Below are 26,445 nucleotides of genomic sequence, written 5' to 3'. Positions count from 1 at the left end.
TTCATCGTTATTTTCCTTAAAAAAATTCACAAATCAAAATAGTTTAGACAACTTCAATAAAAAGAATCCTTATTGCAATTGCGAGTCGATTGCGTTTTTGAGATAGATGGCACGTTGGGCATCGGTGAGTTTATGATGTCCACCGGGCACTATGATGGGCTTTTTATCGGTAAACTCATATTCGAGATGATCCGGTATAAGTTCGTCGGCATCGGATATTACGGGAAGGACATCGGCAATATGGTTCCCGTCGTAAAGCGAGTCTCTCATCCCCTCCTGCATTCGCAGCATTTCCATGTCTGCATCCGAAAGATCAGCTATCTGAGGTAACGTGCGACTCGGATAGAGACATGGATTGACCCATACTGCAGGTTTGTCCGGAAAGAAAGAGGCGAGGAAACAACCATACGAATTTGCCACAATCAGTGGATTTAGCTCATTTATTTTCTTTTCCATTTCCTTCCGCATCTCGGTAAGATCAATCGTACCACCCGGAGCAATACAATCGATATTGCAATCAGGGTATGCAGTTTCAAGCCATCGGAATGTCCCGGAATTTCTGCCGGCACCGAGCCAGCCTGATATATATAGTATATTTTTCATATTCTTATATATAGATTGTTATGTATCGATTACAAAGGTACATAAAAAAATCGATTTTTATGCACCTACAGGACACTTTACAGGACGCCCTCCCATTTATCCACCATGATCCACTTTATCTGTGTAAAGAATAACACCAATAAGACACAAAAAAAAGTGATGACCGGGTGGCCACCACAGCAATGTTGCATTTAGCTTTTGGCTACGTGCTTTAGAAATTTCTTGCCGGAGTGCAATCTCCTGTCATGCGGAGACCTTGGCTCCTACCTACTGCTTTGAATAATTTGCGCACGTCTGTCTTGAAAGTTTTGATCATTCTGGTCATAATTAAAATCATTTATGAACCTTCCGGCGTTTACCTGTAATTGAAATGTTAATACTTATCAATGCCGGCTTGATTCTGGTGAAACAATCTTTTTTACCATTGACGACTGACTCTTCAGCTCGTCGCTTTCATTATTATAACGTTTCAAAAACAAAAATTATGATTCAAATATGCTGTAAAATTATGTTATAAAACATATTTTCTTTATATTTCTCTATTTGTCAATAACATAACAATAGTTAATTAAATTTGTTAAATTATCATTTTTTAAGTCAAGACTACAGTATTATAGCAGATTTCTAAAAAAACGGGAGCATAGAAGACTACTGCCTTTTATGCTCCCGAAAATGTGTGTGACAACCTTTACGGCTGATTTCTTTACTTGTGATGCTCCTCAATAGCCTTGTGCACTTTATGCACTTCCTTAACGATGCAGAACGCTGCTGCCACTGCTGCTGCCTTCAATGCTATCTTTACGATGGAAAGACCGAGATGCAATCCGAAATTTTCTTCATTCTTGTGTTCCATAATAATAATTATTTTGATTAAGTATAATTAAGATTTATCAGTCAAAACGTAGAAAGTTACCATCCTGATCAAAGAGAAGGTCAACCCCACTCACCAGCTCAATCTCATAGCCAGCCGCCACCTTGGTGATGTCGTTGACGCCATAGCCACTGTAGTTCTGCTCCAAATACTGCTCAATCGTGACAGGCACGATACCTGCCGGTATTGACTGTCCGTCGGGAGCATCCACCTCAAGCCACTCTCCGTTGGAATCAAACGTCACTTCATGACCATTCTTGAAATCCACGTCATAGAGCACAACACCTTTGTCTGTCTCCTTCTCGACTCTCCATACCTCCACTCCGGGATAATATGTCTCTACAAAAGTCTTTGCTGCTGTCGGGAGTTTGTCGTAGCTTATGACAACTTCCGGTATATCATTGTCGTCATTATCCGAACATGCCGTGAAACCCATCGACGTAAACAATGCGACAGCCATCACAATAACTGAAAAGAACTTCTTCATGTCAAATTTAATTTAATTATTAAAAATTTAGAAGTTGTCTGACTCATGCGTGAAACATGATTCCAACAACTTCTATAAGAACGCCCGAAATTCATACACTGTTCATTCCGGGGAGTATAATAAATGTTAATGCCTTACCAACATTCCGTCTCGGATTCTATCTCCGGAATCTGAGACGCATGATATTCCGGGTCTTTCCCCTCACGACGCTGACGGCAATAATCCTTCAGCAATATCACGGCATATTTCCCAAGCAAGGCTATAGCCGCAAGGTTGCAGAGCGTCATCAGTGCCATAGTGATATCAGCAAATCCCCATACCAGGTCAAGCGAACATACCGCACCAGTGTATACCATTCCACCTACCAGCAGACGATACAGCCGTATAAGCATGTCGTTGTTCTTTATGAAGCGTATATTGGTCTCGCCATAATAATAGTTGGCTATTATGCTCGTGAAGGCAAAGAAGAGTATCGCTATGCTGACAAACATGGAGCCATAGTTATGACCGCCACCCAACTCTGCGTCAATGGCACGTTGGGTCAGCACTATCCCATCATGACCCTCAAGAAATAGTCCGCTACACAGGATGATGAAGGCGGTGGCGGTGCAGATGATCAAGGTGTCGGTATATACACCAAGCGTCTGTATCAGCCCCTGCTTCACCGGATGCGACACGGCTGCCGTGGCAGCGGCGTTAGGGGCAGAACCCTCGCCAGCCTCATTACTGAACAATCCTCTTTTTATACCCATGGTCATCGCTACTCCGAGTGTGCCTCCCGCTGCCTGACCGAATCCGAAAGCATTCTCCACTATCATCGCAAGTACCGACGGTATACGGTCAATGTTAAGGATTATGATCACTACTGCCAACAGGATATATGCCACTGCCATTATCGGCACAACCACCTCGCTGAATTTCGATATGCTTTTGATTCCTCCGAAGATGATAGCCAACGTAGCAGCCGTCAGGATCCAAGCCATCCACTCCTTTGGGAAGGAATAACATTCCTGAAATGCGGAGGCGATGGTGTTTGACTGCACGGAATTAAATGCGAAGCCAAACGTCAGCGTGATGAGCACTGCAAACGTCACCGCCCACCAACGTTTATGAAGACCTTTCCATATATAGTATGCCGGACCACCCATGAAGGAATCCTTACCCCTCACCTTGAAGAGCTGGGCAAGCGTTGACTCCACGAATGCACTTGATGCGCCAAGCAAAGCGATGACCCACATCCAGAATACTGCACCCGGTCCGCCTACGGCTATCGCCGTGGCAACGCCGGCAAGATTTCCGGTGCCGACGCGTGATGCGATCGATATCGCGAATGCCTGAAACGAACTCACCGCTCCTGAATGATGATGCCGCGAGGAGGAGGAGCCTTTGCTCCCCGACTTCACGAGAAGGCGACACATCTCACCTATCATGCGGAACTGCACGCCACGTGTGGCGATTGAAAAATACAGGGCCATCAGAAGTAGCGTGATGACCATGACATAATCAGTGAGCACTCCATTGACTGATGCCACAATATTCTCTAACGTCATAGTATGTCTAATTAATTAAGATTTCGGATAACATTATAACGCCTCAGATCTATGGATTCCCTTTAAGGAATCCGGCAATTCGAGCCATTATCATCTGAATAACGACTCAAGTTTCTGGGGATCAAGGAGGCAATACACCGGATTTCCGTTGGGCGTATATGCCGGATCCGGTAGAGAGAAGAGTTCACCCACGATATGCTCCATCTCATCTGGTGAAAGACGCTGACCGCGCTTTATAGCCGTGGAGCGTGCCATGGCAAGAGCCATGCGCTCCGACAACTGGTCAGCCACTTTACTCTCGCTACCATAGTTGACACCATCCTCCGTCACCGACTCAAGAATACGCAGCACCACATCCTTCGGGTCGGAATCCTTCAGCATTGCCGGCACTCCCGCTATGCGCCATCTGTTCTCCTCCTCATATTCTATCTGGAATCCAAGACGAGAAAGTTCCTCCTCCACTTCTGACAACGCCACTCGGAACTCCGGGTCAAGAGTCAGTGTGTCGGGAAACATTATAGCCTGCGACACCTGTTCCGACCTCTCTATCTGCGACATATACTTCTCAAACAGAATCCTCACGTGGGCACGATGCTGGTCAATTATGATAAGCCCCTCACGCGAGGAGGTTATGATGTAGCTCTGTGCATGCTGGAAACATATCGCTCCGATGGTGGCAGCCTTCTCCATATCGGGCAAGACACCGTTGCTGCCGGCAGCACCCGACAATCCTGCCGATTCAAGACGCAATGTGGTCACTTCCCCCTCTGCACCTTCCACCACCTTAGATGCGACTGATCCTTTCCCCGACATGAAGCCGGCATAAAGGGAATCCCAATTTCTGGGCACGCTATCCCTGTGTCTGTCACCGGAGGAGAATCTCCTGCCGGATGTTTCCCTCCCCTCATTCGGGAAGAAACCACCGGAGAATCCTGAATCCGAACCTTCGGCTCCGAAAGAGTTGCGCTGCTCCACGAATGGATTATAGTTTTCGGGAATGTCGAGCGACGGACGCTCGGGCGACTCTCCGTCCGGCAACGGATCCACCGGAAGCACGTCGCTCGTGAAATCTATCGATGGGACCGCCCCAAACTTCCCGAGCGAAGCTTTCACCGATGCCTGGAGAATAGGCCATATCTCCTGCTCATATTCAAATTTTATCTCGCTCTTGGTAGGATGTATGTTGACGTCGATACTTGCCGGATCCACCTCAAATTTCAGGAAATAGCATGGCTGCGTCTCGCTGGCAATGAGCGATTCGTAGCAATTCATTATCGCCTTATGGAAGTAGGGATGACGCATGTTGCGCCCATTGACAATAAGATATTGCAACGGATTCCTTCTGCGTGCATTTTCCGGACGGGAGATATAACCGTTAATCTTTATCAGCGTGGTGTCAACATTTATCGGGAGGAGATGCGGGTCGAGATTATTCTTCCATATATCCACGATGCGCTGCTTGAACGAACCCGCACGCAGATCCATCTTGCGGGTGCCGAGATCGATACTCATGCGGATATTGTTGTTGACCAATGCCAGACGCTCAAACTCCCGCATTATATTAGAGATCTCCACATTATCCGACTTCAGGAACTTCCGACGCGCCGGCACATTGAAGAATATGTTCTTCACCATGATGTTGACCCCACGGTCGCAGGCACATGGTTCCTGAGTTTCCACGACAGAGGCATTTATGAGCACGCGGGTGCCCAGCTGCATCTCATCGGTGCGCGTCTTTATCTCCACCTGGGATATTGCGCATATCGAGGGCAATGCCTCTCCGCGAAACCCCATCGTGCGCAGGGTGAAGAGATCATCTGCCGCACTTATCTTGGAGGTGGCATGACGCTCGAAAGCCATCCTGGCATCCGTCTCGCTCATACCGTTGCCATTATCAACCACTTGTATCAGCGTGCGTCCGGCATCCTTTATGAATATCTTTATATCGGTGGCACCGGCATCCACAGCATTCTCCACAAGCTCCTTGATGACAGACGCGGGACGCTGGATCACCTCTCCTGCCGCTATCTGGTTGGCAACTGAATCGGGCAACAATCTGATCACATCGCTCATTCTTCCTCCTCCTTTGATACTGCATTCATACTTCCATGATTACTCTCTCCCTTACTTCCGTCATCTCTGCCGTCATCGTTTCCGGATGAAGCATCCATCTTCATCTCACTGTCGGTCTTGATGATCTCAGAAGCCTTCTCCTCAAGCTCCTCGTCAGCCTTCTCCAATCCCTCGAGGGATTCCGCCCCCGGCAACATTCCAGCCACCGAATCCGGAGCCTCTATAGCCGGGATATCATCGGCGATGGGAAGAGATGACGCAGGAAGCACGTATCGTGTGCCGGAGAATGACTTTGGCTCACCAAAATCGGATGGAGCAAGGAAATACTGCTCCAGTTCATCCGGCACCTCTCCGAGATTGTCCGACCAATGCACTCTTCCTCCATACCATTCCCTCACCGGACGGAGCGACGTCCACCATCTGAACTGCGGCAGATATTGCTGGGTCTTCTTCACGAGGAATAACGGGGTGACGGTGCCTGTCACTTCAGGCCACATCTTCAGACGATCCATCTTATTGCTGTCAAGCTCGATGGTGAGGAATGAGCTTTCGGCAGCAACCAGACGGTTGAAGGTGGAATCCGCCTCCTGCGGCAGGAATATCGCCTCCACATTGCCCGACACCTCAAGACGCTTCAAGGTCTGGTCCTTAAACGTAGCGAGCATCTTCTTGCCGGCAAGCTGGTTGTAGAAATCCTCCCCGACATGCTCCGACATAAGTCCGGATTCCGGAAGGAGAGCCCAGTCGGCAGTTGAGTCGTTGAAGTGAACGTCGATGCGGTTGCCCGTCACCTGACGCTCGCCACTCCATACAATCGGCTTCCGATACATATACATCATCGAATCACTCTCGACAAACACCATCGAGTCTGCCACACCCTGCAGGTCTTGCTTAAAGAACCGCGCACGGTGATATGCCAACGCAATATGGAAATCCTTCGGATACTTAGGTACAGAATCTTTCTGAACGGAGTCGTTGGAAACAGACTCACCCATAGCCATAGCCGATTCTTTCCGCATAGCGTCTTTAAGCGACATCTCTTTGATCGGGGCAACCGGTACAAGAGGTGGAGTCGGACCATCAACTGAATCCGCCGCTACATCCGTGTCGGCTACCATCACTGAATCCATTGCTAAATCCGTATCGGCTACCGCCGCCGAATCAGTTGCCACCACAGGATCCGACGGTTTCTCAGGCTGCTTCGGAGCCGCTGCTGTCAGCATTTTCAACGGAGTCTCCACCAATGGCGCAAGTAGCCGGAAGAATACATTGTCAAGCCACATAGAGGAAGAGTCGCATTTGATTATCGGCTGTCCATCCTTCTCCGGATAGCCTGATGCCGTCCATCTTCTTGATGCAGACACCATCTGCGTGATTATATAGGTGCGGATCGTGTCGGCTCGCAAGAAGAGAGTGTCGCTCTGCGAATATTCCATCAGCAAGGGATAACCCGTGGCAAGAGCCTCACGGGTAGAGTCGTTGTAGATGCCGAATCCTCCGATGAGCGTTGTCTTATGGGCAGTGTCGGTCAGCACCATCGGCATACTGTGCTTCAAAGGATCGCGGAACATATATGCCTTACTGATTCTTGTCAGTTTGTCGTAGATTATCGAGTCCCCCTCAAGAGTGGTTATGTTGTTGTTGGAATCTCTATGTATAATTATCGAGCGCGACAACAACTCGGCATTTCCAAGCCGGGTGTCGTAGACGCCGCGCGTAGTGACAATCGTATCATTCTGTCCCTGAATTTCAGTGGCACTCTCGATACGCGCAAGATGAGTGCCGGTATTATAATGCAGCGTGTCGGTCAGCATGGTGAAATTGTTCTCATTGTTGACCAGCACCACGTCATGATAGAAATCGGCATTCTTGGTGCCCGGAGAATATTCACCGTAGAGCGACGTGAGGGTGTTCACCTTATCGTCGATGGTGCCCCATTTCTCATACCATCCCAGCTCCATGGCAAGGCTATAGTCAAGGCTGTCGGTAGTGAGTGTCACATCGCGGTTTATCAGATTTACCTTAGCCCTCGACGGACCATTCTTCAACCGCGCCATTCTCTCGTTGCCCTCATAATAGAGCTTATCGGCATATACGAACAGCGTATCTCCCTGCTCCATCTTTACATTGCCGAAGGCATCCAGAGAGTTAAGTTCCGGATAATAGTATGCCGAATCGCAATACATCCACATTCCAGCCTGACGGAACTTAACGTTACCTTTCAGAATCTGGCGTTCCACCGTATCGCGCCACGATTCCACCTTATATAGAGAGTCGGCATATTCAAGGAAGATCTTATCCTGCTGATAGCGGTTGACGCCCGGTATCTGCGGCCTTATGGGGCGGGTAGGTTTCGGACGTGTGTATGTCTCCTCCTTCTGCTTCGCCTCCTTTCTCTTGACATCCTGAGCATACGCCTTCATGCCGACATTGACGGCAAAACATGCAGCCACCACACCGACACAGATACTGACGATGCGCCTGTCATAATATGGATTCTTCGGTTTCAACATTTAAAATTTCAGAACATTATTTCCTGACATCTGCATGTCAGCCGATTTCGGTTCTGTCCGGAGCGGGAGTGCGCCCCGGACAGAGCCGTCAGTTAGCATCCTTCACCCATCCCTTGTAGCGGAAGTCGCAACCGTCCCAACCATCCTCGATGCGCACGTAAGTGTCTTTTATCTTCTTCTCAAGCCACTCGGTGAGAATCTGCTGACGCTTATGGCTCTCATACATCTTCTTTATAAGGTTGAAATCGTCAGAAAGGTTTGCCCTGTGTCCCGGGATTCTGTTGGTCAGCTTCACAATCGCGCCGACTTCCTTGTTCTTATCATTGACCATCACGAATGCCTCACTGACATCGCCGGGCGACATCTTCTCGATTCTGCGTGCCACCTCTGCCGGAAGATCCTGCATCTCGAAGCGGCTGCTGCGGTCATTCTGGTTAATCATGATGCCCTGGTTGTTGCGGGTGTCCTTATCCTGAGAGATGACTGCCGCCGCATCGCCAAATTTAAACGCACCGCCCACAATCTCCTTGCGGATGGAGTCAAGACGGTTTGTGGCATCGGTCAGATCCTGTGGACTAACCTTAGGCTGCAGCAGAATATGGCGCACGTTGACCTGCTCACCCCTCTTCTCTATCAGCTGGATGATATGATAGCCAAACTCAGTCTCCACAATTCTCGACACCTTTTTCGGATCGCTCAGATTAAACGCAACGTTGGCAAACTCAGGCACGAGCGTGCTTCTCGACATGAAGCCAAGCTCGCCACCCTGCATCGAGCTGGCACGGTCCTGACTATACATGATCGCCAATGTGGAAAAATCGGCATCGCCACGGTTGACCCTATCAGCATAATCGCGAAGACGCGCCTTAACGTCGTCAATCTCCTGACGCGGTATGTTGGGATTGATGGTGATGATCTGCACCTCCACCTTCATCGGCACGTAAGGCACACTATCCTTGGGAAGTGCATCGAAATATTTTCTCACCTCATTCGGAGTAGTCGTCACGTCTTTCGTCAGATTCTTCTGCACCTCATTTATGATAGCTCCATTGCGCATGTGCTCCATATACTGCTCCTTGATCGCAGGGAGTGATTTGCGGAAATATTCCTCTACCTTCTCCTTAGAGCCAAGCTGATTTATCATGAAGTTGATCTGCTGATCCACCTGCGACCTCACCATTGATTCCTGCACCTCGATGGTGTCGATCTTCGCCTGATGCAGATACAGTTTCTCCACGGCGATCTGCTCGGGAATTACACAATACGGGTCGCCGCTGATGACGGCACCCTGATTGCGCATATCCTGATACATCTCCTCCACGTCGGAGCGGAATATAGCCTCATCGCCTACCACCCACACCACTTCATCAATAATATTTTTACCCGGCTTGCTGGCAAAACCATAAAAAGCCGTCAGGCAAAGCCCCGCCGCCATAGCCGGCAGTATAAGTCTGTTTTTCTTCATTATTTAGTTTCGTTATTTTTCGTAAGAGTCTTCCGGCGCACCAACGTGTGACGCAGGGGATCATACGCCCCGGGCACGAGACGTCCGTCCTTAACCGCCTTTTTCACGAGCGACGACACCAACGCCTTCTCGTAGGTGCTGATCTTCGATTGTTCAAGCACCTCGGTAATGGCTGCGGCGGCAAACTCGTAGGGCTGCACGCTTCCGGAAGGGAGATATTCGCTGATATGGAATATATAGGTTGAGCCATTGTTAGTGGTCTCGAAATTGCGTGAGGATTCAAGGAATGAATCCGGTGAATGAAAACGATATGGAATCTGGTCGGCAAGCACCTGCCAGTCGATCCATTTATTGCCGAAATAATCATACTGGAGCGCAGCCTCCATCCAATCATTTTCCAGCCGGTCAATATCCTCTTCCGTGCCGCTGAAGACAAGCTGACGGATCTCATCGATACCCTTAATCGACGACGGCACCTTTATATATATCCCCTTCACGAGGGGAGATTCTGTGAGTAATTCATTCCGATGGATGTCATAATATTCCCGTATTGAGTCCTGGCTGATCTTAGGCTGGCGGCTCTCCTTCATACGCCGGAGATACTCCGTCACGATAAGACGGTTACGATAATCCTCCACCCTACGGTCTATCTCCTCCATATCGGGAAGTTTGCTCTCGGCAAATTCAGAGATCACAGCGGTAGTCACCCAGTTGCCTATTATCTCGCGGAAAAGCGCGACGCTGTCAGCAGGATCAATACCCACAGGAATCTTATCCTCCACCTCATGCAGCGTCAAGATCTTGCTCCCCATCGAGAGCAACACATCTCCGCTATCATCGGCAGGCTTCTCTCCTCCGCAGGAACAGGTCAGGAAGATGGCACACGACATTACGAATCGCCACCCGTCAGCCACCGACAAGCGCGGCAGGCGGATTATCCACCTGTCGCGCTCCGGTTGTCTGTTTGCCGCTGCTGAATTTCCCATCAGACTTATTTAACTTTTTTAAGTACTCCCTTATTAAGTTTGACAGGATACTTTTTCTTCAGCTCCTCAATCCATTCATTCTCGAGTTGAGTCTGATAGTCGGCAGTGACCTGTCCCTTCACATCCGTCATCTCCTCCGGGCTGTCAATCAATCGTGACTGATAGACAAAACTTATTGGATAACGCGAATCCTGAGGTTTTGCCTCCGGTGCGCCAAACATAAGATGGTCTACCGTAGCGTTGACGCCCTTCGGGACAAGCATACGCTCTATCTTGGCAGATCCGGCAAATTCCTTCCTGACTACCGGGATAACCGAATCCGGAGCCAGTCCGTCAAGTCGTTTTTTCAGGTGTGCCGCCACCGAATCAGATGAAGCCAGCACAAGATAACCCTTTGCTCTTGGGGCATCCCATTTATAATCGTTGCGATGCTCCTTGAAATATCTTTCAAGTCCTTCAGTATCTTTCGAAGCCTTGTCCCACACTTTTCTCAGACTGACCTCGTAAAGAAGCGACCCATCGTGATATTCGTTAAGCAGGTTGCGGTAGTCCGTCTCATTCTCATATAGCCAATCCTCCTCTGCGTTGACGAGAGCGTCAGCGAAGAATGAGTCGGCTGCGGCAGAGATATCCACTCCTGCGGCATTATTATCCGACAGCTTCAATCCTGCGATAAACTCAGATGCAGGAATCCTCTTGCCGTCGATTTCCGCTATCCAGAAGGAATCGCCCGAATATCTTTCAGCGAGTCCGTCTCCCCCATCCTTATAGACCGTCTCACTCAATTCCTCCACAAAGGGTAGATTCAATGAGGCATTATGCTTTGCTGCAAGACGCTCCGTCCGGTTTCTCTTCATGAGTGTATAGCGGTCGTCCCTTGGGTTGGATATTGCTTTCAGCACATCTTTTCTTATAGCATCGGCATCCGGACCCGCCACATCCTCATATTTCTTGACTATGTGCCAGCCATACATGCTTCTGAAGGGATGGCTCGTCTCTCCGGGCTTCAACTGATAGGACACCGCCTCAAACTCAGGCACCATCTCGCCGGGTCCGAACACCGGCAACATGCCCCCCTGACGTGCCGAACCCTTGTCGTCAGACAATTCTGAAGCCAACGTCTGGAACTTGTCAGGATCTGCCGTCACCACATCATATATACTGTCTATTTCTGATTTGTAACGCGCATCGTCGGTAGCATCCCGCGGCACCATCTTCATGATATGCGCCACCTTCACTTTCCCTCTCGCCGGACGATGCTTTCCACCGAGCAGCACATGGTAGCCCACGGGAGATTCAACTATCTCCGACACCTCCCCTTCCGGAAGGTTATAAGCCGCCGTCTCAAACATGTAGGGATATCTGCCGTAAGGGATATAGCCCAAATTTCCTCTGTTGGTCTTAGCCGACCCATCGGCTGAATACTTCACTGCCAGATCACCGAAATCCGCGCCTCCGGCAATCGCTCCACGTATGCTGTCAAGAAGCTGTATGTTTCTTCTGTTCTTGACGCCATCCTTGGTTTTGAGAAGCATTATATGGCTTGTCTCCACCTCCTCGGAACTATGTAGCAAAGCCTCCTGCACAAGCGCATCGATAAACGTCGAATCCACGAGATAAGGCGCGGCGAGCTCACGACGGTATTGCCGCATCTCATCGCGAAATGTCGCAGTAGTGTCGATTCCACACGCCTTTGCATCCGCCACCTTACGTTTATAGAGCTTAAACATCTCCACATAATCGTCGATCGTCTGCGGTTCAAGCTGCTGACGACTGTTCTTATGGTAAAGGTATTCAAATTCCGATTTCAGGACATCCTTCCCGTCCACGGTCATCACAACCGGATCTTTGGCTATGGAACAGAGAGAAGCCACGGCAAAACCCGCGACAAAAAATAATCTCATAATATCTGACGTTTGTTTTCTTTTATTTGAGATTGTCCGGGTCTATTTTTAAATGATAAGCCCAAACAATCTCATATATTCTAACGGACAGATTATAATAAAATTATAATCCTGCATCTCCGATGTCAATATTTTTGCCGGATGAAGCCTTTCCGTCAGTTACCCATTTCAGAGAGGAATTTTACTCTCACCAGTCTTATCTCCTCTTCAGTGTATTCATCACCGAGTTCCTGGAAAACCGCCTCTATGTCATCTTCCTGTCCCTCCTTGAAGAAGTCTATAAGATCAAGAAGGCGATCCTCATCCATGATTTCATTAAGGAAATAATCGATGTTGATCTTGGTGCCGGCATCCACAATAGCCTCAAGTTCATCAATAAACTCGTCAAACTCCAGTCCCTTGCTTTCCGCCAATTCCTCAAGATCGATTTTCCTGTCAATGCCATGTATGATGGAGATCTTCAGTTTGCTCTTGTTTGCCACAGATCTCACCCGGATATCCTCCGGACGCTCTATCTCATTCTCATCCACATGGAGCTTTATCAGCTTCACAAACTCCTCACCATATCTTTTTGCCTTTCCGGCACCCACTCCGGCGATGTTTGCAAGCTCTTCAAGCGTAATAGGATAGGTGGTTGCCATTGCCTCAAGCGACGGCTCCTGGAAAATCACGTAAGGGGGAAGATTCAGCTTCTTCGCCATTTTCTTACGAAGATCCTTAAGCATCGAATATAATGCCGGATCCGTCACGCATGCAGCACCACCCTTTATCTGAGGCTCCATCTCCATATCCGAGAAATCGTTGTCTTCCACCACTTTGAAAGATTCCGGTTTCTTCAAATACTTCTTTCCTTTTGAGGTGACCTTCACCGTATCAAGATTATCCATATCCTTTTCAAGATATCCGGCTATCACAGCCTGCCGGATTATGGTTGCCAACATTTTTTCATCAGCATTCGACAAGCAACCAAATTCGTCAAGATTATCATGACCATGCGATCTCACTTCGTCAGTGGGTCGTCCGATAAGGATATTGACGATGTAATCCGAATTAAATTTCTCTTTCAGAGCAATCACCGTGTCAATGACGGCACAAAGTTCTTCTTTAGCTTCCACTTGAGTCTTAGGATTTAAACAATTATCGCAATTGCCGCAGTTATCTGCTTCATATTGCTCTCCAAAATAATGCAACAAAATCTTTCTACGACACACCGATGACTCGGCATAGCTTGCCGTCTCGGCAAGGAGATGACGTCCTATCTCCTGCTCCGCCGGCGTCTTGCTTTGCATCAATTTGTCAAGTTTCTGTAAATCTTTATTAGTATAGAAAGTCAGACAGACACCCTCGCCACCGTCTCTTCCGGCGCGTCCGGTCTCCTGATAGTAACCTTCCAGACTTTTAGGTATGTCGTAATGAATCACAAACCTCACGTCAGGCTTATCTATTCCCATTCCGAATGCTATCGTAGCCACTATGACGTCTACCTTCTCATGAAGGAAGGCATCCTGATTTTCGGAGCGGGTGGCAGAATCCATTCCTGCATGATATGGCAAGACGGGGATATCATTAAGCCTCAGAGTCTCGGCAAGTTCCTCCACTCTCTTGCGGCTCAGACAATATATTATGCCTGATTTCCCGGCGTTCGACTTTATGAAGCGGATTATATCGCGGTCAACATTCTGAGTCTTGGCGCGCACTTCATAATACAGGTTGGCACGATTGAAACTCGACTTGAACACCTTGGCGTCAAGCATTCCGAGATTCTTCTGTATGTCATACTGCACCTTCGGAGTAGCCGTAGCCGTCAGCGCAATCAGGGGGCGGTTCCCCACCTCATTCACTATCGACCGGATACGCCTGTATTCCGGACGGAAATCATGCCCCCATTCAGATATGCAATGCGCCTCATCGACGGCATAGAATGAAATCTTTATCGATTTCATAAACGCCATATTCTCCTCCTTTGTGAAGGATTCGGGAGCCACATAGAGCAATTTGGTACGCCCAGAAAGCACGTCTGACTTCACCTTGTCAATCATAGCCTTGTTGAGCGATGAATTGAGGAAATGAGCTATCCCGTCATCCTCTCCATAGTGGCGCATCGCATCCACCTGATTCTTCATCAAAGCTATAAGGGGGGATATCACTATAGCCGTTCCCTCCGACATTAGTGCCGGAAGCTGATAGCACAACGATTTTCCACCGCCCGTGGGCATCAGCACAAACACATCTTCTCCGTCAAGTAGGCTGCCGATGATTTCGAGCTGGTTTCCTTTAAAGTTGTCGAAGCCGAAATTATATTTGAGGGCTTCGTGAATCGCTTTGATGTCTGCCATGTTTTTGAGGTTCGATAAATATTCTTGATATACAAAGTTAAAAAATTTTTCCTGAATATCTTATATCAATGCAAAAAATTTTTCAACCTAAAACATAATTGCGTGCATAATTACGGGGACATGGCTTGCTGCCATATCCCCGTATATTTCGCAAACAACTGTATATCAGAATTATTTTTCCTCTATCTTCGTCTTCTCGAAATGAGCCTTCTCAAGCTTTTCCTGAACGTAATTCGCGTCTACCGTAAATTTCTTCACGGGCATGGAGGGCACCTCAAACATGGCATCCACCATTATTGTCTCCACAATCGACCGCAATCCGCGTGCCCCGAGCTTATATTCTATGGCTTTCGACACTATCAGGTCGAGAGCTTCTTCCGTAAACTCAAGTTCGACACCATCGAGCAGGAACATCTTCTTGTACTGACGCACGATGGCATTCTTCGGCTCGGTGAGGATGCGGCGCAGTGCCTCCTTGTCGAGAGGTTCAAGGCTCGTCAGCACCGGCAGACGCCCGATGATCTCAGGAATGAGACCGAACGACTTCAGGTCCTGTGGCATCACGTAGCGCATCAGGTTCTCACGCTGACGCTTCCTGCCGGTCTCGTCATGTCCGTAGCCCACGACGTGGGTATTGAGACGTGATGCGATCTTACGCTCTATCCCGTCGAATGCGCCGCCGCAGATGAAGAGTATATTCTTTGTGTCGACGGCAATCATCTTCTGTTCGGGATGCTTTCTGCCTCCGTTGGGCGGCACAAGCACCGTAGAGCCTTCAAGGAGCTTCAACAGACCCTGCTGCACACCCTCGCCACTGACATCGCGCGTAATCGACGGATTGTCGCTCTTTCTGGCTATCTTATCAATCTCATCGATAAACACGATCCCCTTCTGAGCCCTCTCCACGTCATAGTCGCAGTTCTGGAGCAGACGGGTGAGCAGGGACTCAATATCCTCACCCACATAACCCGCCTCGGTAAGCACTGTGGCATCGACGATTGCAAACGGCACGTCAAGCAGGCGTGCAATGGTCTTCGCAAGCAAAGTCTTGCCGGTGCCGGTCGGTCCGACAAGGATGATGTTTGATTTCTCAATGTCGACATCATCGTCACCGACAGTCTGGTTGATGCGCTTGTAATGATTGTAGACTGCCACGGAAAGATACCTCTTCGCCTCATCCTGACCGATGATGTATTGGTCGAGATATTCCTTTATCTCCATTGGCTTCGGGATAGAGGCATCCTTGGAGTCAGCTTTCCCGGCATCCTTCTTCGTAGTGCGGGTCTTCAATTGCATGTCGCGGGCATCATCTATGTATTTGATGCAGTCGGTGCAGAGATTGAGTCCGTCGAGGATATTCACCACCGGATTCGCGCTGCTGTCGGTCGCGCCACACATCGAACATACTAATCCGTTTCGCTTAGTTGCCATTCTGAAAAAACAAACAATGATTAGTTCTTATCCTTCTTCTGATTGACAAGCACCTTGTCGATCATGCCATATTCCTTTGCCTCGGCAGCGATCATCCAGTAGTCGCGGTCGGAGTCTGCCTCCACCTTCTCAAACGGCTGACCGGAATGGTCGGAAATTATGCGGTAGAGCTCCTCTTTGAGTTTGAGGATCTCGCGTGCCGTGATCTCTATGTCGGAAGCCTGTCCCTGTATACCGCCCATCGGCTGATGAATCATCACGCGGGAATGAGGGAGGGCATAGCGTTTCCCCTTCTCTCCTGCCACGAGCAACACAGCCGCCATAGAGGCTGCCATGCCTGTGCAGATTGTAGAGACATCGCTGGAGATATACTGCATGGTGTCGTATATTCCGAGTCCGGCATATACCGACCCGCCGGGAGAGTTGATATATATTGAAATATCCTTATCCGGATCGATTGAGTCAAGATAAAGGAGCTGCGCCTGTATGATATTGGCGGAAGTGTCGCTCACCTGAGTGCCGAGGAAAATGATACGGTCCATCATAAGACGTGAGAACACGTCCATCTGGGTCACGTTGAGCTGACGCTCTTCGAGGATATACGGGTTCATATAGTCGGCAGAGGGAGTCGTAGAAGTGAAAATGGCGCCTTGCTTTTCAATGTGGCGGGTATACCCGTCGAGAGTATTTGAGTTGATGCCAAGATGATTGACAGCAAATTTTCTAAAGTCGTTGTTCATATCGCTTTTATTTCTAATGTATTGCATGATATATGCGGAACTATGCTGCAAATATCATGCCAAATTCATCTGCATGTGAATCATAAGACCCGGTGCGAGTGCGGATAAGCACTCACTCCGGGTCTTTTTCTATTATATTGCCGGATTCACCGGATTATGCCTCAGCCGGAACAAAGAGTTTCTGGAATTCCTCTACAGAAACCTCCTTGTTGTCAAGGGAAACGTTCTCCTTGATAGCTTCAAACACCTTGCGGTTCAGTGCGTTCTGGAAGAGCATCTCGCGGTTCTTTGACTCTTTCAGCACTTCCTGAGCATACTTGTCGATGATCTGGTCGGTGAGTGCGTTCGGACCGAACTGTGCGAGCTGACGGGCAACCACACCACGAGCCTCATTGAGGACATCCTCCTCCTCAACATTCACCTCACACTGAGCGGCTACTTTGTCGCGGATAAGATCCCATTCAAGCTGCGGCCGCATCTTCACAAACTCCTCATCTACATTCTCGGCAGTGATACCGTCGCCCTGACGGATGAGGAAGTCCTTAAGAATCTCTACGGGAAGTTCAAGCTCGCCTACTGCTTTTGTCACTACATCCTTAGCGTCGATTGTGAAGCGGTAGTTTGAGTCATTCTCAAGGTTGAGAGCGATAAGCTCTTTGAGAGCTGCGCGGAACTCCTCCTCATTGTGAGCCTTATCTTTGCCGACAGCGTTGTCGAAGAACTCCTGGTCAAGCTCAGCCGGCTTGAGCACGATGATCTCCTTGATATCGAAACGGAAGTCACCCTTATGGTTCTCCACGTCCTCCTTATCAATGTTGAGCATTGAAGAAAGCTCCACCTCGCTTGAGTCGCAAGCTACAGCAGGGTTGAACACCACGCTATCGCCGGGATGCTTAGCCTCGAAAAGCTTCTTCTGGTCGTCGTTCTTGAAGTGGATGGGTGCAAGGATGCCGTTCTCCACAAACACACCCTCCTCTTTCACTGAACCATCTTCGTTAAGCTCGGTGAGAGAGCCTTTGATCACGGCGTTGGGTTCTGTCTCCTCGCCGGGCACCTGACGTCCGAAACGCTGACGGAGACCCTCAATCTGCTCGTTGACCATCTCCTCGCTCACTTCGATAGTGTAGTAAGGCACGTGCATATCCTTGTTGACATGAGTGTCGATCTCAGGAGCGATGCCCACCTTAAACTTGAAGGTGAAATCGGCGTTTGCAATGTCGAATTTATTGTCGCTTTCAGGCACAGGCTGACCGAGCACCTGAATGTTATTCTCTTTTATATAATTGAAGACGGCGTCTGCCACCTCTTTGTTAACGACATCATATTTCACGGCTGTGCCATATTTCTTGGCGATAAGGCCTGCGGGCACATGTCCGGGACGGAAACCCGGCTCGGCATGTTTCTTGCCGATCTCTTTAAGCTGCTTCTTTACTTTGTCTGCGTAATCCTTCTCTTCGAGAGTCACAGTGATTTCACCGCTGACATTTCCGAGCTTTTCGAAATTTACGTTCATTTTAACTTTATCTTGATTTAGTTATTTTAGTTTATTACCATTGCATTTCCGGCAAATCCGGGGCAGGCTTAACGCCCGTCGGCATATACTGCCTCAAGGCGGCTTGACCGCCGTTCCGCCAAATCCGACTGCAAAGGTATTAAATTTTCTCCGCCTCAGCAAATCTGACCATGCCAAGAACGGAGAAAATGTGGATTTATCCTATATTTGTGGGTGGTTATTTAGAAATTTTAACTGAAAAAAGTAGTGAACACCTTCACCGTGTCAAGATGGTCAGACACTCCCGCGGTCTCTCTTGCAGAATGCATCGCCCATATTGCAGCCCCCATGTCGACGCCTCTTATATCGAGCTGCACGGTCAGTTTGTTGCCGAGTGTGGAACCGCCCTCCACGTCGCCGTGGTTGACAAACATCTGATAGTTCACTCCCGCCTCACGGCAAAGATTCTTGAATACCGCCGAGCCCTGCGCGTCGGTCATGTATTTGCAGTTGGCATTTATCTTGATGACCGGACCGCCGCCGATAACGGGATGGTTGGTCGGGTCATATTTCTCATTATAATTAGGATGCCATGCATGTGCATCGTCGGCAGAAATCATAAACGAGCGTGCTATGCTGCGGAAGAATCCCTCTCTCGACGCACCCATGCCTGTAGAGATTCTCTCCATGAGGTCGCGGATGAGTGGAGCCATCGCCCCCTGCTTGGTGCCGGAGCCGGTCTCCTCGTTATCGAATACGGCAAGAATTCTCGTGTCTGCACACGGCTCGTTGGCAGTTGCCAGAAGTGCCTCAAGCCCGGCAAACGCCATCGAGAGATCGTCAATACGTGCCGACTGGAAATACTCGTAGCGTATACCGCAAAGCTCAGCCGGCTCCAATGGATATAGATTGATCTCATATTCCAAGATATCCTCAGGAAGTATGCCGAGATATTCTGATACGATTTTTTTCACGACCCCGCCCTTTGACTTAGCCTCGGCAATCTCTTCCGGCGAGAAGTAACCCATCACCGGCTTCATATCCTTCTGCACGGAAAGAGGGTTGCCATTGTTGACGCCACGGTTGAAGTGTATGGCGAGATGAGGGATAGTCGCCACAGGGCGTTTGAGGTCAAACACGATAGTCTCCGGATTCAGCAGGTCGCCGCAATCCACCATCACGCGTCCCGACATTGAGAGCGGACGGTCAAACCATGTATAGAGTATACCACCTCCATATTTCTCCACGTTGAGGCTCACCACTCCCCCTTCGCCATAGATCTCCGCGTTAGGCTTGATCTTAAAGCAAGGGCTGTCGGAATGGGCAGTTATGATGCGGAATGCCGACTCTTCGGGATCTCCCGTGCCCGTGATAAACGGGAAGATTGCGCTGTCGTTCTTCACGACATAGTAGCGCGAACCCGGCTTGATATCCCAGGCGTCTTCCTGACGGAGCTCGGTGAAACCGGCATTCTCCAACTCATCTTTAATTGTCTCTACTGCGAGAAAGTTGCATGTGGCGTTGTCGAGCCATTTGAGAAGTTTTTCAATCATGTCAGATTTTTTTATTTTTTGTTTAATTCATTCCCCTTGTGAAGAATATTTTATATGGTTTATTGCCCGGAGGACATTGCACAAAGTCTGGCTCCAGTAAGATTCAAAATCCTCCTTGCAGTGCATGTATGCCTCTGTCATCCTCTCCCCTTCCGAATCCTTGACCACGGATATGAAATCATAAAGCGGCTGGAATATGTCGGCAAGAGATTCTGCGATTGAGGCGGCGATTGGGGTCTCGCTGTATTTCATATCCTCCTCAAACGTCTCAAGAAACATATCCTCCTCACCCATCACAGCCTCTATATGACGGCGTATGCTCTCATAATAATCCTCATCCACGTATGACGAGAAATAGTCGAAATCATCAATCGACACAATGTCTGCCGAGAGATCGAAGAATTCCCAGTAGATCCGTGGCAGGAGATTCAGTATCCTGTCGACAAACTCATCCCGCTCCATCTCGTGGGCATGTTCGCACACGGAGCAATAATCGGCGGCCAGGGATGTTATGGCCAGAAGTCTGCTTTTCATATCGTAATTATAAAAGGTTTGTATAAAGTCGGTTTTGCCGGATGTAGTCAGCCACCTCACGCGGCACGAAATAATTCAGATTCTTGCCGTCGGCAACGGCCTTCCTGATGAACGTGGATGATATCAATGCCTGAGGCGCTTTGGCGGGCACCTCCACCCCGGCAGGAAGCTCTACAGGCAGATCGTAGCCGGGACGCGGATAGACAATCAGTCCAAACTCCCGGAGTATACTCTCCGAATCGCGCCAGCGGTTGAAGTTATGCCAGTTGTCGCTGCCGATAATCAGCACAAACTTATGCTGTGGGAAACGTTCGCGCAGGCGGCACAGCGTGACGTAGGTGTAGGAGGGCACGGGAAGCGAGAATTCAAAGTCGGACGCTACCACTCGGCTGCATCCTTCCGCCACAAGCTTCACCATCGCAAGACGATGCGGCTCTGACGCCGGATCCCGTCCTACCTTAAGCGGATTATGTCGGCTTACCATCAGCCACACCTCATCCAGACCGCCATATTGCGCCAGATAATTTGCGACCATGGCATGACCCGTGTGAATAGGATCGAAACTTCCACAGTATACGCCTATCCTCATCTTCTACATACAGCTTCTATTCCACAGGTGGCAAACGCTCTTATCTTATCGGCGACCTCCGCAACTGCTCTCGGAAGAGAGTCGTTGACCACAACAGTATCAAACTGCGGGGCAAATCCCATCTCAAACTCAGCCTTGGCAAGACGACGCTCTATTGTCTCGGCAGAATCCGTGCCTCGCGAACGGAGACGATGTTCGAGAGTGGCTATATCGGGAGGCATGACGAAAATCGCCACGGCATCGTTGCCGAAACGCTTCTTGATATTTAGCGCGCCCTTCACGTCGACGTCCATTATGAGATGAGAACCGGAGCCGGTCACTCTCTCCACCTCACTCTGGAGAGTGCCGTAGCGGGTGCCGGCATACACCTCCTCCCATTCCACAAACTCTCCGCCGTCGATCTTCTTCTGGAATTCCTCCTCCGAGAGGAAGAAATAGTCTTTACCATTCACTTCCGCGCCACGTGGCTTACGGCTCGTGGCTGATATGGAGAAACCGAGATGAAGATCCGGCTCCTGCATCAGAGAGGTGATTATGGTGGATTTCCCCGTGCCTGACGGAGCAGACAATATTATAATCTTTCCTTTCATAATACGTTTAGCACCTGTTCCTTTATCTGTTCCAGTTCATCCTTCATCTTCACCACTATCTGCTGCATATCGGCATGATTCGATTTCGAGCCGAGAGTATTGATCTCCCTACCCATCTCCTGGGCTATGAAACCGAGTTTCTTGCCTGACCCTTCAGAGGGGAGAGAATCAACCGGTCCGAGAGTATCCATGAAATAGTTGAGATGCGCCGTCAATCTGACCTTCTCTTCAGTGACGTCGAGCTTCTCTATATAGAATATGAGTTCCTGTTCAAGTCTTCCGCGATCATACTCAATCGACGACAGCCGGGAAAGCTGGTCCTCCAGTCTCTCGCGGATCTTGGGCACCCTCTCCTCCTCATACTTGTCGACCTCCGCAAGCAGACGTCGGATATTATCTATTTTCTCCACAAAGAATCCGTACAGTTTCTCCCCTTCCAGACGTCGGAACTCCACAAGAGCGTCGATAGCCTCGTTGCAGGCATCGACAAACGCCTGAGCATCCTCCGGAGCAAGAGCCGCAGTCTCGGTCTTCATTGCATCGGGCATACGGAGCAACAGCTGATACCAATCATTAGGCTCAGGCAATCCAAGCGTCTCGCCCATCTGCTGCAATTGAGCCTTATATGCTGCCAGCAATTCAATATTGACAGTGGTAGTGGATTCCGCCACGATATTCTCCACGATCGCCGACACCTCAACCTTACCGCGTTGCAGACGTTCGGCTATCGGATTACGCATCGCCACCTCCATCTCCCGGAAACAGGCAGGCACTCTCAATGAGAGGTCAAGTTGCTTGCTATTGAGCGACTTTATCTCCACCTTCACTCTTTTAGTAGGAGTTTGGGCTCCGCCACGACCGAAGCCCGTCATTGATGAAATCATAGAAAAAAAGTTTTGAATCGCAAAAATACATAAAAAAAGTGATTATCGGTGTCTTCTCAATAACTTTTTCATCATTTTCCTCCCGACATTCCTGCGTCCACCCGACAATCGGAACCAATAAAAGCTACCTCTGTTTTATATTTCATGATGTTGCATCAACGTGTAAAAAGATATAAAATTCGACAAAAATTATTGCTTTTTCTTATTTACTATTTGTTTTATCGTCTTTTTTCATTAGTTTTGCAATGACATTAGACAATGACGTCAGAAAAACTGTATCTTCCATACTTGCCAGGTGGCGTCACGGAAGAATCAGCAAGTTCAACCTGATAATATTAACCCAATAATCAACATACAAGACATGAACAACGAAGAATTGTTGAAAAGTGTAAAAGAAAAAGCCGAGAAATGGCTTGGACCCCAATATGACGAAGAGACACGCGCTGCCGTACAGGCGATGCTCGATTCAGAAGACACCACTCCCCTTATCGACGCCTTCTACAAAGATCTGGAATTCGGCACAGGCGGTTTGCGCGGTATCATGGGCGCAGGCTCCAACCGTATGAACATCTACACCGTAGGCGCAGCTACACAGGGTCTCGCCAACTATCTGAAGGAATGTTTCAAAGATGAGCCGCAGATCACGGTTGCCGTAGGTCATGACGTCCGCAACAACTCCCGTAAATTCGCGGAACTCGCTGCCAACATCTTCTCTGCAAACGGCATTAAGGTATACCTCTTCGAAGACTGCCGTCCCGTGCCGGAGGTATCCTACACTATCCGTAAGCTCGGATGCAACAGCGGTGTGATGGTAACTGCAAGCCACAATCCGAAGGAATACAACGGCTACAAGGCATATTGGAGCGACGGCGCACAGATGATCGCACCCCACGACGTGGAGACTATCGCATACGTGAATGCCATCACATCCGTCGACCAGATCAAGTTCACCCCCAATAAAGACCTCATACAGATCATCGGCAAGGATATCGACGAGCAGTATCTTGACGACATCAAGACCCTCTCACTCTCTCCCGAGGCAATCAAGAAACATGCCGACATGAAGATCGTCTACAGCCCTATCCACGGCACAGGCGGTATGCTCATATTCGACTCCCTCAAGAAATGGGGCTTTGAAAATGTAATCCACGTGCCCGAGCAGGACGTAAGGAGCGGCGACTTCCCCACAGTAGTATCCCCCAACCCGGAGAATGCAGAGGCTATGTCAATGGCTATCGCCAAGGCTAAGGAGACAGGCGCAAGCATCGTGGTGGCTTCCGACCCCGATTCTGACCGTATCGGTCTTGTGGTGCGCGACGGCAACGGCGAATACCAGCTCGTCAACGGCAACCAGATCGTGATGATATTCCTATATTATCTCATCACCCGCAACCGCGAGCTCAATATGCTCACCGGCAAGGAATATTGCGTGAAGACCATAGTAACCACAGAGACAATCAAACGTATTGCCGAGGCTAACGGAGTAACCTGCTACGACTGCTTCACCGGCTTCAAATGGATTGCCGACGTGATGCGCAACCTTGAAGGGAAGGAGAGATACCTCGGTGGCGGAGAGGAGAGCTACGGATTCCTCCCCGAGACTTTCGTGCGCGATAAGGATGCCGTTTCCTCAATCACTCTCATGTGTGAGATCGCTGCTTGGGCTGCAGAGAAGAACATGACACTCTACGAGATGCTGATCGACATCTATAAGGAGTATGGTTTCTCTCGCGAGCGTGGAGTGAGCGTAGTGCGTCCGGGCAAATCCGGTGCTGACGAGATCGTAGCCATGATGAAGAACTTCCGTGAGAATCCCCCGAAAGAACTCGCAGGCTCACCAATCGTCATGATTAAGGATTACGCCGACCTCAACTGCCGCAATCTGAAGACCGGCGAAGTTGAGAAGATGAACTTCCCGACCACATCCAACGTGCTCCAGTTCTTCACTGAGGCAGGCGACAAGGTATCGGTAAGACCTTCCGGCACAGAACCCAAGATCAAGTTCTACGTGGAAGTCCGTGAAGATCTCCCCTCAAAAGAGATGTATGAGGAGACTGTAAAGAAAGCTGAGGCAAAGATCGACCGTGTGATCGCCGACCTTGGTGCAAAATAATCCTACACGTCAATAAAACCCGACCCGATTCATAAAAAATTTAGGGTCTGACAATGTCAACAAACCCGACTATGTGCAACCATAGTCGGGTTTTATTTGTTGAATGAGATAAGAATTATATTATGAAACCACTTGTATGTTCCACACTAAACGAAATATCCATCGAATTCTTGTTATTGTCGCATTCATCAGCCTGCGACTATTGTGCAACGCACAGATACCCATTGAATTCCACACGACCGAACTAATTCCGCCCGACTCCACCGACGTGGCAAGAATGAGCAAACGGCATTTCTGGCGGACAGCCGGAGAAGTGGTGGGATTCAACATCGGTCTTTGGGCATTTGACAGATACGTGCAGAGAGGGGATTTTGCCTACATCTCGTTCAACACCATAAAGGAGAATTTCAAGCACGGATTCAAATGGGACAATGACAAACTCGGCACCAACACATTCCTCCACCCCTACAACGGAAACCTATACTTTAATGCGGCACGTGCCAACGGATTTAATTTCTGGCAATCCGAGTTGTTTGCTATCGGAGGCAGTGCGATGTGGGAAATGTTTATGGAAAGGGAATACCCTTCCACAAACGACATCATCGCCACCCCCATAGGTGGCGCAGCAATAGGCGAGGTACTCTTCCGTGCATCTGACGCGCTGATAGATGACCGGCTGTCGGGCAGCGAACGATTCAGCCGTGAAGCAGCCGTGTTTCTTCTGTCGCCGCTTAGGGGACTCAACAGAATCATCACCGGCGAGGCATGGAAAGTGAGACCCACGAGAGGCAGGATGTTCGGTACGCCGAATTTTGCGATACGCGTATCCACTGGCTACAAGATGCTGTTATACAACAGCCATTTCAAAGAGCTACATCAAGGTGCTGCAGTGCAGATTGATGCCGAATATGGCGATCGGTTTGAGGTTAAATCCACCAAACCGTATGACTACTTCACAATAAAGGCGCAATTGCAGATGCTGAAGACGCAACCCCTCTTATCGCAGATAGAGATCAAAGGGCGACTCCTCGCACGCGAGATTTTCGATAGTTACCGTTCGAAAGGCAGCATAGGTCTTTATCAGCATTTCGATTTCTACGACAGCGATACCATTGACCATATTGAAAAAGTGCCCTTCAAGCTCGGTATACCCGCCAGTGTGGGAGTTGGATTCATGTTCCGCGATGTGGAACGCCACCGCTGGACCTACGACCTATTTGCTCACGTAAATGGTATTGCCCTCGGCTCCATACTCTCCGACCATTATCAGACTGATGAACGCAACTACAACTGGGCATCCGGATTCTCCATAAAGGGGGGATTCAACCTCGTGTTTGGCAAAGATAAACTGGCATTTTCGCTGACACACAATTTCTACCGCATGTTCACCTGGATTGGCTATAAATTCGGCACAGACCTGCGGATGGTTGACTACCGCATACTAAATGTGCAGGGCGATGCATCCGTCGCATCCCTCAACATGACCGAGTTTCGCGCGGACTTCAAGATATGGAAAAAACTGTTCGGTACGGTGCTCTTCACCAACTACCTCCGGTCGTCGCACTATAAATTCTTCCCGGACGTCAAATCCTCCTCCAACTCCCTCGAACTCATGCTCTCCTACAAATTCTGACTCCCTACATACCACCAAGCACACGGTTTTATACCACAAAGGGCACTCGTTTTAAACCACAAAGGGCACGGAGAACGCGGAGAAATTAAAAAATCTCC

Annotated in this window: 20 protein-coding genes; 2 read left to right on the top strand and 18 right to left on the bottom strand. The window is 49.2% G+C overall.

Going from position 1 to position 26,445, the window contains the following annotated elements:
* Positions 1 to 69: 69 nt before the first annotated feature.
* The 18 genes from E5331_RS15345 to E5331_RS15265 form a co-directional block, all read right to left on the bottom strand.
* Positions 70 to 603, bottom strand: a complete 534-nt coding sequence (locus tag E5331_RS15345) for a hypothetical protein (RefSeq protein ID WP_123484171.1) — start codon at positions 601 to 603, stop codon at positions 70 to 72.
* A gap of 703 nt (positions 604 to 1,306) precedes the next feature.
* Positions 1,307 to 1,456, bottom strand: coding sequence for a hypothetical protein (locus E5331_RS20465; RefSeq protein WP_168355265.1), 150 nt, complete (start codon positions 1,454 to 1,456; stop codon positions 1,307 to 1,309).
* A 37-nt stretch (positions 1,457 to 1,493) separates the two neighbouring features.
* Positions 1,494 to 1,961 (bottom strand): PepSY-like domain-containing protein, encoded by a 468-nt coding sequence (locus E5331_RS15340; RefSeq protein ID WP_123484170.1) that lies wholly within the window; start codon positions 1,959 to 1,961, stop codon positions 1,494 to 1,496.
* Between the two features lie 134 nt (positions 1,962 to 2,095).
* Positions 2,096 to 3,511, bottom strand: a complete 1,416-nt coding sequence (locus E5331_RS15335) for an alanine/glycine:cation symporter family protein (protein WP_135985683.1) — start codon at positions 3,509 to 3,511, stop codon at positions 2,096 to 2,098.
* Positions 3,512 to 3,601: 90 nt separating this feature from the next.
* Complete coding sequence (gene mutL / locus E5331_RS15330; protein WP_135985681.1) at positions 3,602 to 5,584, bottom strand: DNA mismatch repair endonuclease MutL; 1,983 nt, start codon at positions 5,582 to 5,584, stop codon at positions 3,602 to 3,604.
* Positions 5,581 to 8,097 (bottom strand): OstA-like protein, encoded by a 2,517-nt coding sequence (locus tag E5331_RS15325; protein ID WP_135985679.1) that lies wholly within the window; start codon positions 8,095 to 8,097, stop codon positions 5,581 to 5,583. Before E5331_RS15325 ends, mutL begins: the two co-directional genes overlap by 4 nt.
* Positions 8,098 to 8,185: 88 nt before the next feature.
* Entirely contained in the window at positions 8,186 to 9,562 is a 1,377-nt protein-coding gene (locus E5331_RS15320; protein ID WP_275441253.1) for a peptidylprolyl isomerase, read from the bottom strand.
* Positions 9,562 to 10,548, bottom strand: a complete 987-nt coding sequence (locus E5331_RS15315) for a hypothetical protein (RefSeq protein WP_123484166.1) — start codon at positions 10,546 to 10,548, stop codon at positions 9,562 to 9,564. The genes E5331_RS15320 and E5331_RS15315 overlap by 1 nt, the downstream gene beginning before the upstream one ends.
* Positions 10,549 to 10,553: 5 nt before the next feature.
* The gene (locus E5331_RS15310; RefSeq protein WP_123484165.1) at positions 10,554 to 12,452 is read right to left on the bottom strand and encodes a peptidylprolyl isomerase; all 1,899 of its coding nucleotides are present in this window, start codon (positions 12,450 to 12,452) and stop codon (positions 10,554 to 10,556) included.
* A 155-nt stretch (positions 12,453 to 12,607) separates the two neighbouring features.
* A complete protein-coding gene (recQ, locus tag E5331_RS15305) occupies positions 12,608 to 14,788 on the bottom strand; it encodes a DNA helicase RecQ (RefSeq protein ID WP_135985677.1) in 2,181 nt (726 codons plus the stop codon).
* Between the two features lie 171 nt (positions 14,789 to 14,959).
* A complete protein-coding gene (gene clpX / locus E5331_RS15300) occupies positions 14,960 to 16,219 on the bottom strand; it encodes an ATP-dependent Clp protease ATP-binding subunit ClpX (protein ID WP_123484163.1) in 1,260 nt (419 codons plus the stop codon).
* A gap of 20 nt (positions 16,220 to 16,239) precedes the next feature.
* Complete coding sequence (gene clpP, locus E5331_RS15295; protein WP_123484177.1) at positions 16,240 to 16,959, bottom strand: ATP-dependent Clp endopeptidase proteolytic subunit ClpP; 720 nt, start codon at positions 16,957 to 16,959, stop codon at positions 16,240 to 16,242.
* A 154-nt stretch (positions 16,960 to 17,113) separates the two neighbouring features.
* Entirely contained in the window at positions 17,114 to 18,472 is a 1,359-nt protein-coding gene (locus E5331_RS15290) for a trigger factor (protein ID WP_135985675.1), read from the bottom strand.
* Between the two features lie 230 nt (positions 18,473 to 18,702).
* Positions 18,703 to 20,004 carry a M18 family aminopeptidase gene (locus E5331_RS15285; protein WP_123484161.1) on the bottom strand — a complete coding sequence of 434 codons (1,302 nt, stop codon included), beginning with the start codon at positions 20,002 to 20,004 and terminating at the stop codon, positions 18,703 to 18,705.
* A 27-nt stretch (positions 20,005 to 20,031) separates the two neighbouring features.
* Entirely contained in the window at positions 20,032 to 20,538 is a 507-nt protein-coding gene (locus E5331_RS15280; RefSeq protein WP_123484160.1) for a DUF5063 domain-containing protein, read from the bottom strand.
* A 7-nt stretch (positions 20,539 to 20,545) separates the two neighbouring features.
* Positions 20,546 to 21,127: a nicotinate (nicotinamide) nucleotide adenylyltransferase gene (gene nadD / locus E5331_RS15275; RefSeq protein WP_123484159.1), complete on the bottom strand. Its 582-nt coding sequence runs from the start codon at positions 21,125 to 21,127 to the stop codon at positions 20,546 to 20,548.
* Positions 21,124 to 21,717 carry a guanylate kinase gene (gmk, locus tag E5331_RS15270; protein ID WP_123484158.1) on the bottom strand — a complete coding sequence of 198 codons (594 nt, stop codon included), beginning with the start codon at positions 21,715 to 21,717 and terminating at the stop codon, positions 21,124 to 21,126. The genes nadD and gmk overlap by 4 nt, the downstream gene beginning before the upstream one ends.
* Positions 21,714 to 22,601, bottom strand: a complete 888-nt coding sequence (locus E5331_RS15265; RefSeq protein ID WP_123484157.1) for a YicC/YloC family endoribonuclease — start codon at positions 22,599 to 22,601, stop codon at positions 21,714 to 21,716. Before E5331_RS15265 ends, gmk begins: the two co-directional genes overlap by 4 nt.
* A gap of 361 nt (positions 22,602 to 22,962) precedes the next feature.
* On the opposite strand from E5331_RS15265, the gene E5331_RS15260 reads away from it, so the two are divergent.
* Complete coding sequence (locus tag E5331_RS15260) at positions 22,963 to 24,714, top strand: phospho-sugar mutase (RefSeq protein ID WP_123484156.1); 1,752 nt, start codon at positions 22,963 to 22,965, stop codon at positions 24,712 to 24,714.
* Positions 24,715 to 24,850: 136 nt separating this feature from the next.
* Complete coding sequence (locus E5331_RS15255; RefSeq protein ID WP_275441252.1) at positions 24,851 to 26,347, top strand: DUF3943 domain-containing protein; 1,497 nt, start codon at positions 24,851 to 24,853, stop codon at positions 26,345 to 26,347.
* The last annotated feature ends 98 nt before the right edge of the window (positions 26,348 to 26,445 follow it).

The sequence above is a fragment of the Lepagella muris genome, assembly GCF_004793975.1.
Classification (GTDB): domain Bacteria; phylum Bacteroidota; class Bacteroidia; order Bacteroidales; family Muribaculaceae; genus Lepagella; species Lepagella muris.
This window is presented reverse-complemented; position numbering and strand designations above follow the sequence as displayed.

Coding starts and splice junctions, on each gene's coding strand:
- E5331_RS15345 (WP_123484171.1), bottom strand. CDS start 603: ATGAAAAATATACTATATATATCAGGCTGGCTCGGTGCCGGCAGAAAT.
- E5331_RS20465 (WP_168355265.1), bottom strand. CDS start 1,456: ATGGAACACAAGAATGAAGAAAATTTCGGATTGCATCTCGGTCTTTCC.
- E5331_RS15340 (WP_123484170.1), bottom strand. CDS start 1,961: ATGAAGAAGTTCTTTTCAGTTATTGTGATGGCTGTCGCATTGTTTACG.
- E5331_RS15335 (WP_135985683.1), bottom strand. CDS start 3,511: ATGACGTTAGAGAATATTGTGGCATCAGTCAATGGAGTGCTCACTGAT.
- mutL (WP_135985681.1), bottom strand. CDS start 5,584: ATGAGCGATGTGATCAGATTGTTGCCCGATTCAGTTGCCAACCAGATA.
- E5331_RS15325 (WP_135985679.1), bottom strand. CDS start 8,097: ATGTTGAAACCGAAGAATCCATATTATGACAGGCGCATCGTCAGTATC.
- E5331_RS15320 (WP_275441253.1), bottom strand. CDS start 9,562: ATGAAGAAAAACAGACTTATACTGCCGGCTATGGCGGCGGGGCTTTGC.
- E5331_RS15315 (WP_123484166.1), bottom strand. CDS start 10,548: ATGGGAAATTCAGCAGCGGCAAACAGACAACCGGAGCGCGACAGGTGG.
- E5331_RS15310 (WP_123484165.1), bottom strand. CDS start 12,452: ATGAGATTATTTTTTGTCGCGGGTTTTGCCGTGGCTTCTCTCTGTTCC.
- recQ (WP_135985677.1), bottom strand. CDS start 14,788: ATGGCAGACATCAAAGCGATTCACGAAGCCCTCAAATATAATTTCGGC.
- clpX (WP_123484163.1), bottom strand. CDS start 16,219: ATGGCAACTAAGCGAAACGGATTAGTATGTTCGATGTGTGGCGCGACC.
- clpP (WP_123484177.1), bottom strand. CDS start 16,959: ATGAACAACGACTTTAGAAAATTTGCTGTCAATCATCTTGGCATCAAC.
- E5331_RS15290 (WP_135985675.1), bottom strand. CDS start 18,472: ATGAACGTAAATTTCGAAAAGCTCGGAAATGTCAGCGGTGAAATCACT.
- E5331_RS15285 (WP_123484161.1), bottom strand. CDS start 20,004: ATGATTGAAAAACTTCTCAAATGGCTCGACAACGCCACATGCAACTTT.
- E5331_RS15280 (WP_123484160.1), bottom strand. CDS start 20,538: ATGAAAAGCAGACTTCTGGCCATAACATCCCTGGCCGCCGATTATTGC.
- nadD (WP_123484159.1), bottom strand. CDS start 21,127: ATGAGGATAGGCGTATACTGTGGAAGTTTCGATCCTATTCACACGGGT.
- gmk (WP_123484158.1), bottom strand. CDS start 21,717: ATGAAAGGAAAGATTATAATATTGTCTGCTCCGTCAGGCACGGGGAAA.
- E5331_RS15265 (WP_123484157.1), bottom strand. CDS start 22,601: ATGATTTCATCAATGACGGGCTTCGGTCGTGGCGGAGCCCAAACTCCT.
- E5331_RS15260 (WP_123484156.1), top strand. CDS start 22,963: ATGAACAACGAAGAATTGTTGAAAAGTGTAAAAGAAAAAGCCGAGAAA.
- E5331_RS15255 (WP_275441252.1), top strand. CDS start 24,851: ATGTTCCACACTAAACGAAATATCCATCGAATTCTTGTTATTGTCGCA.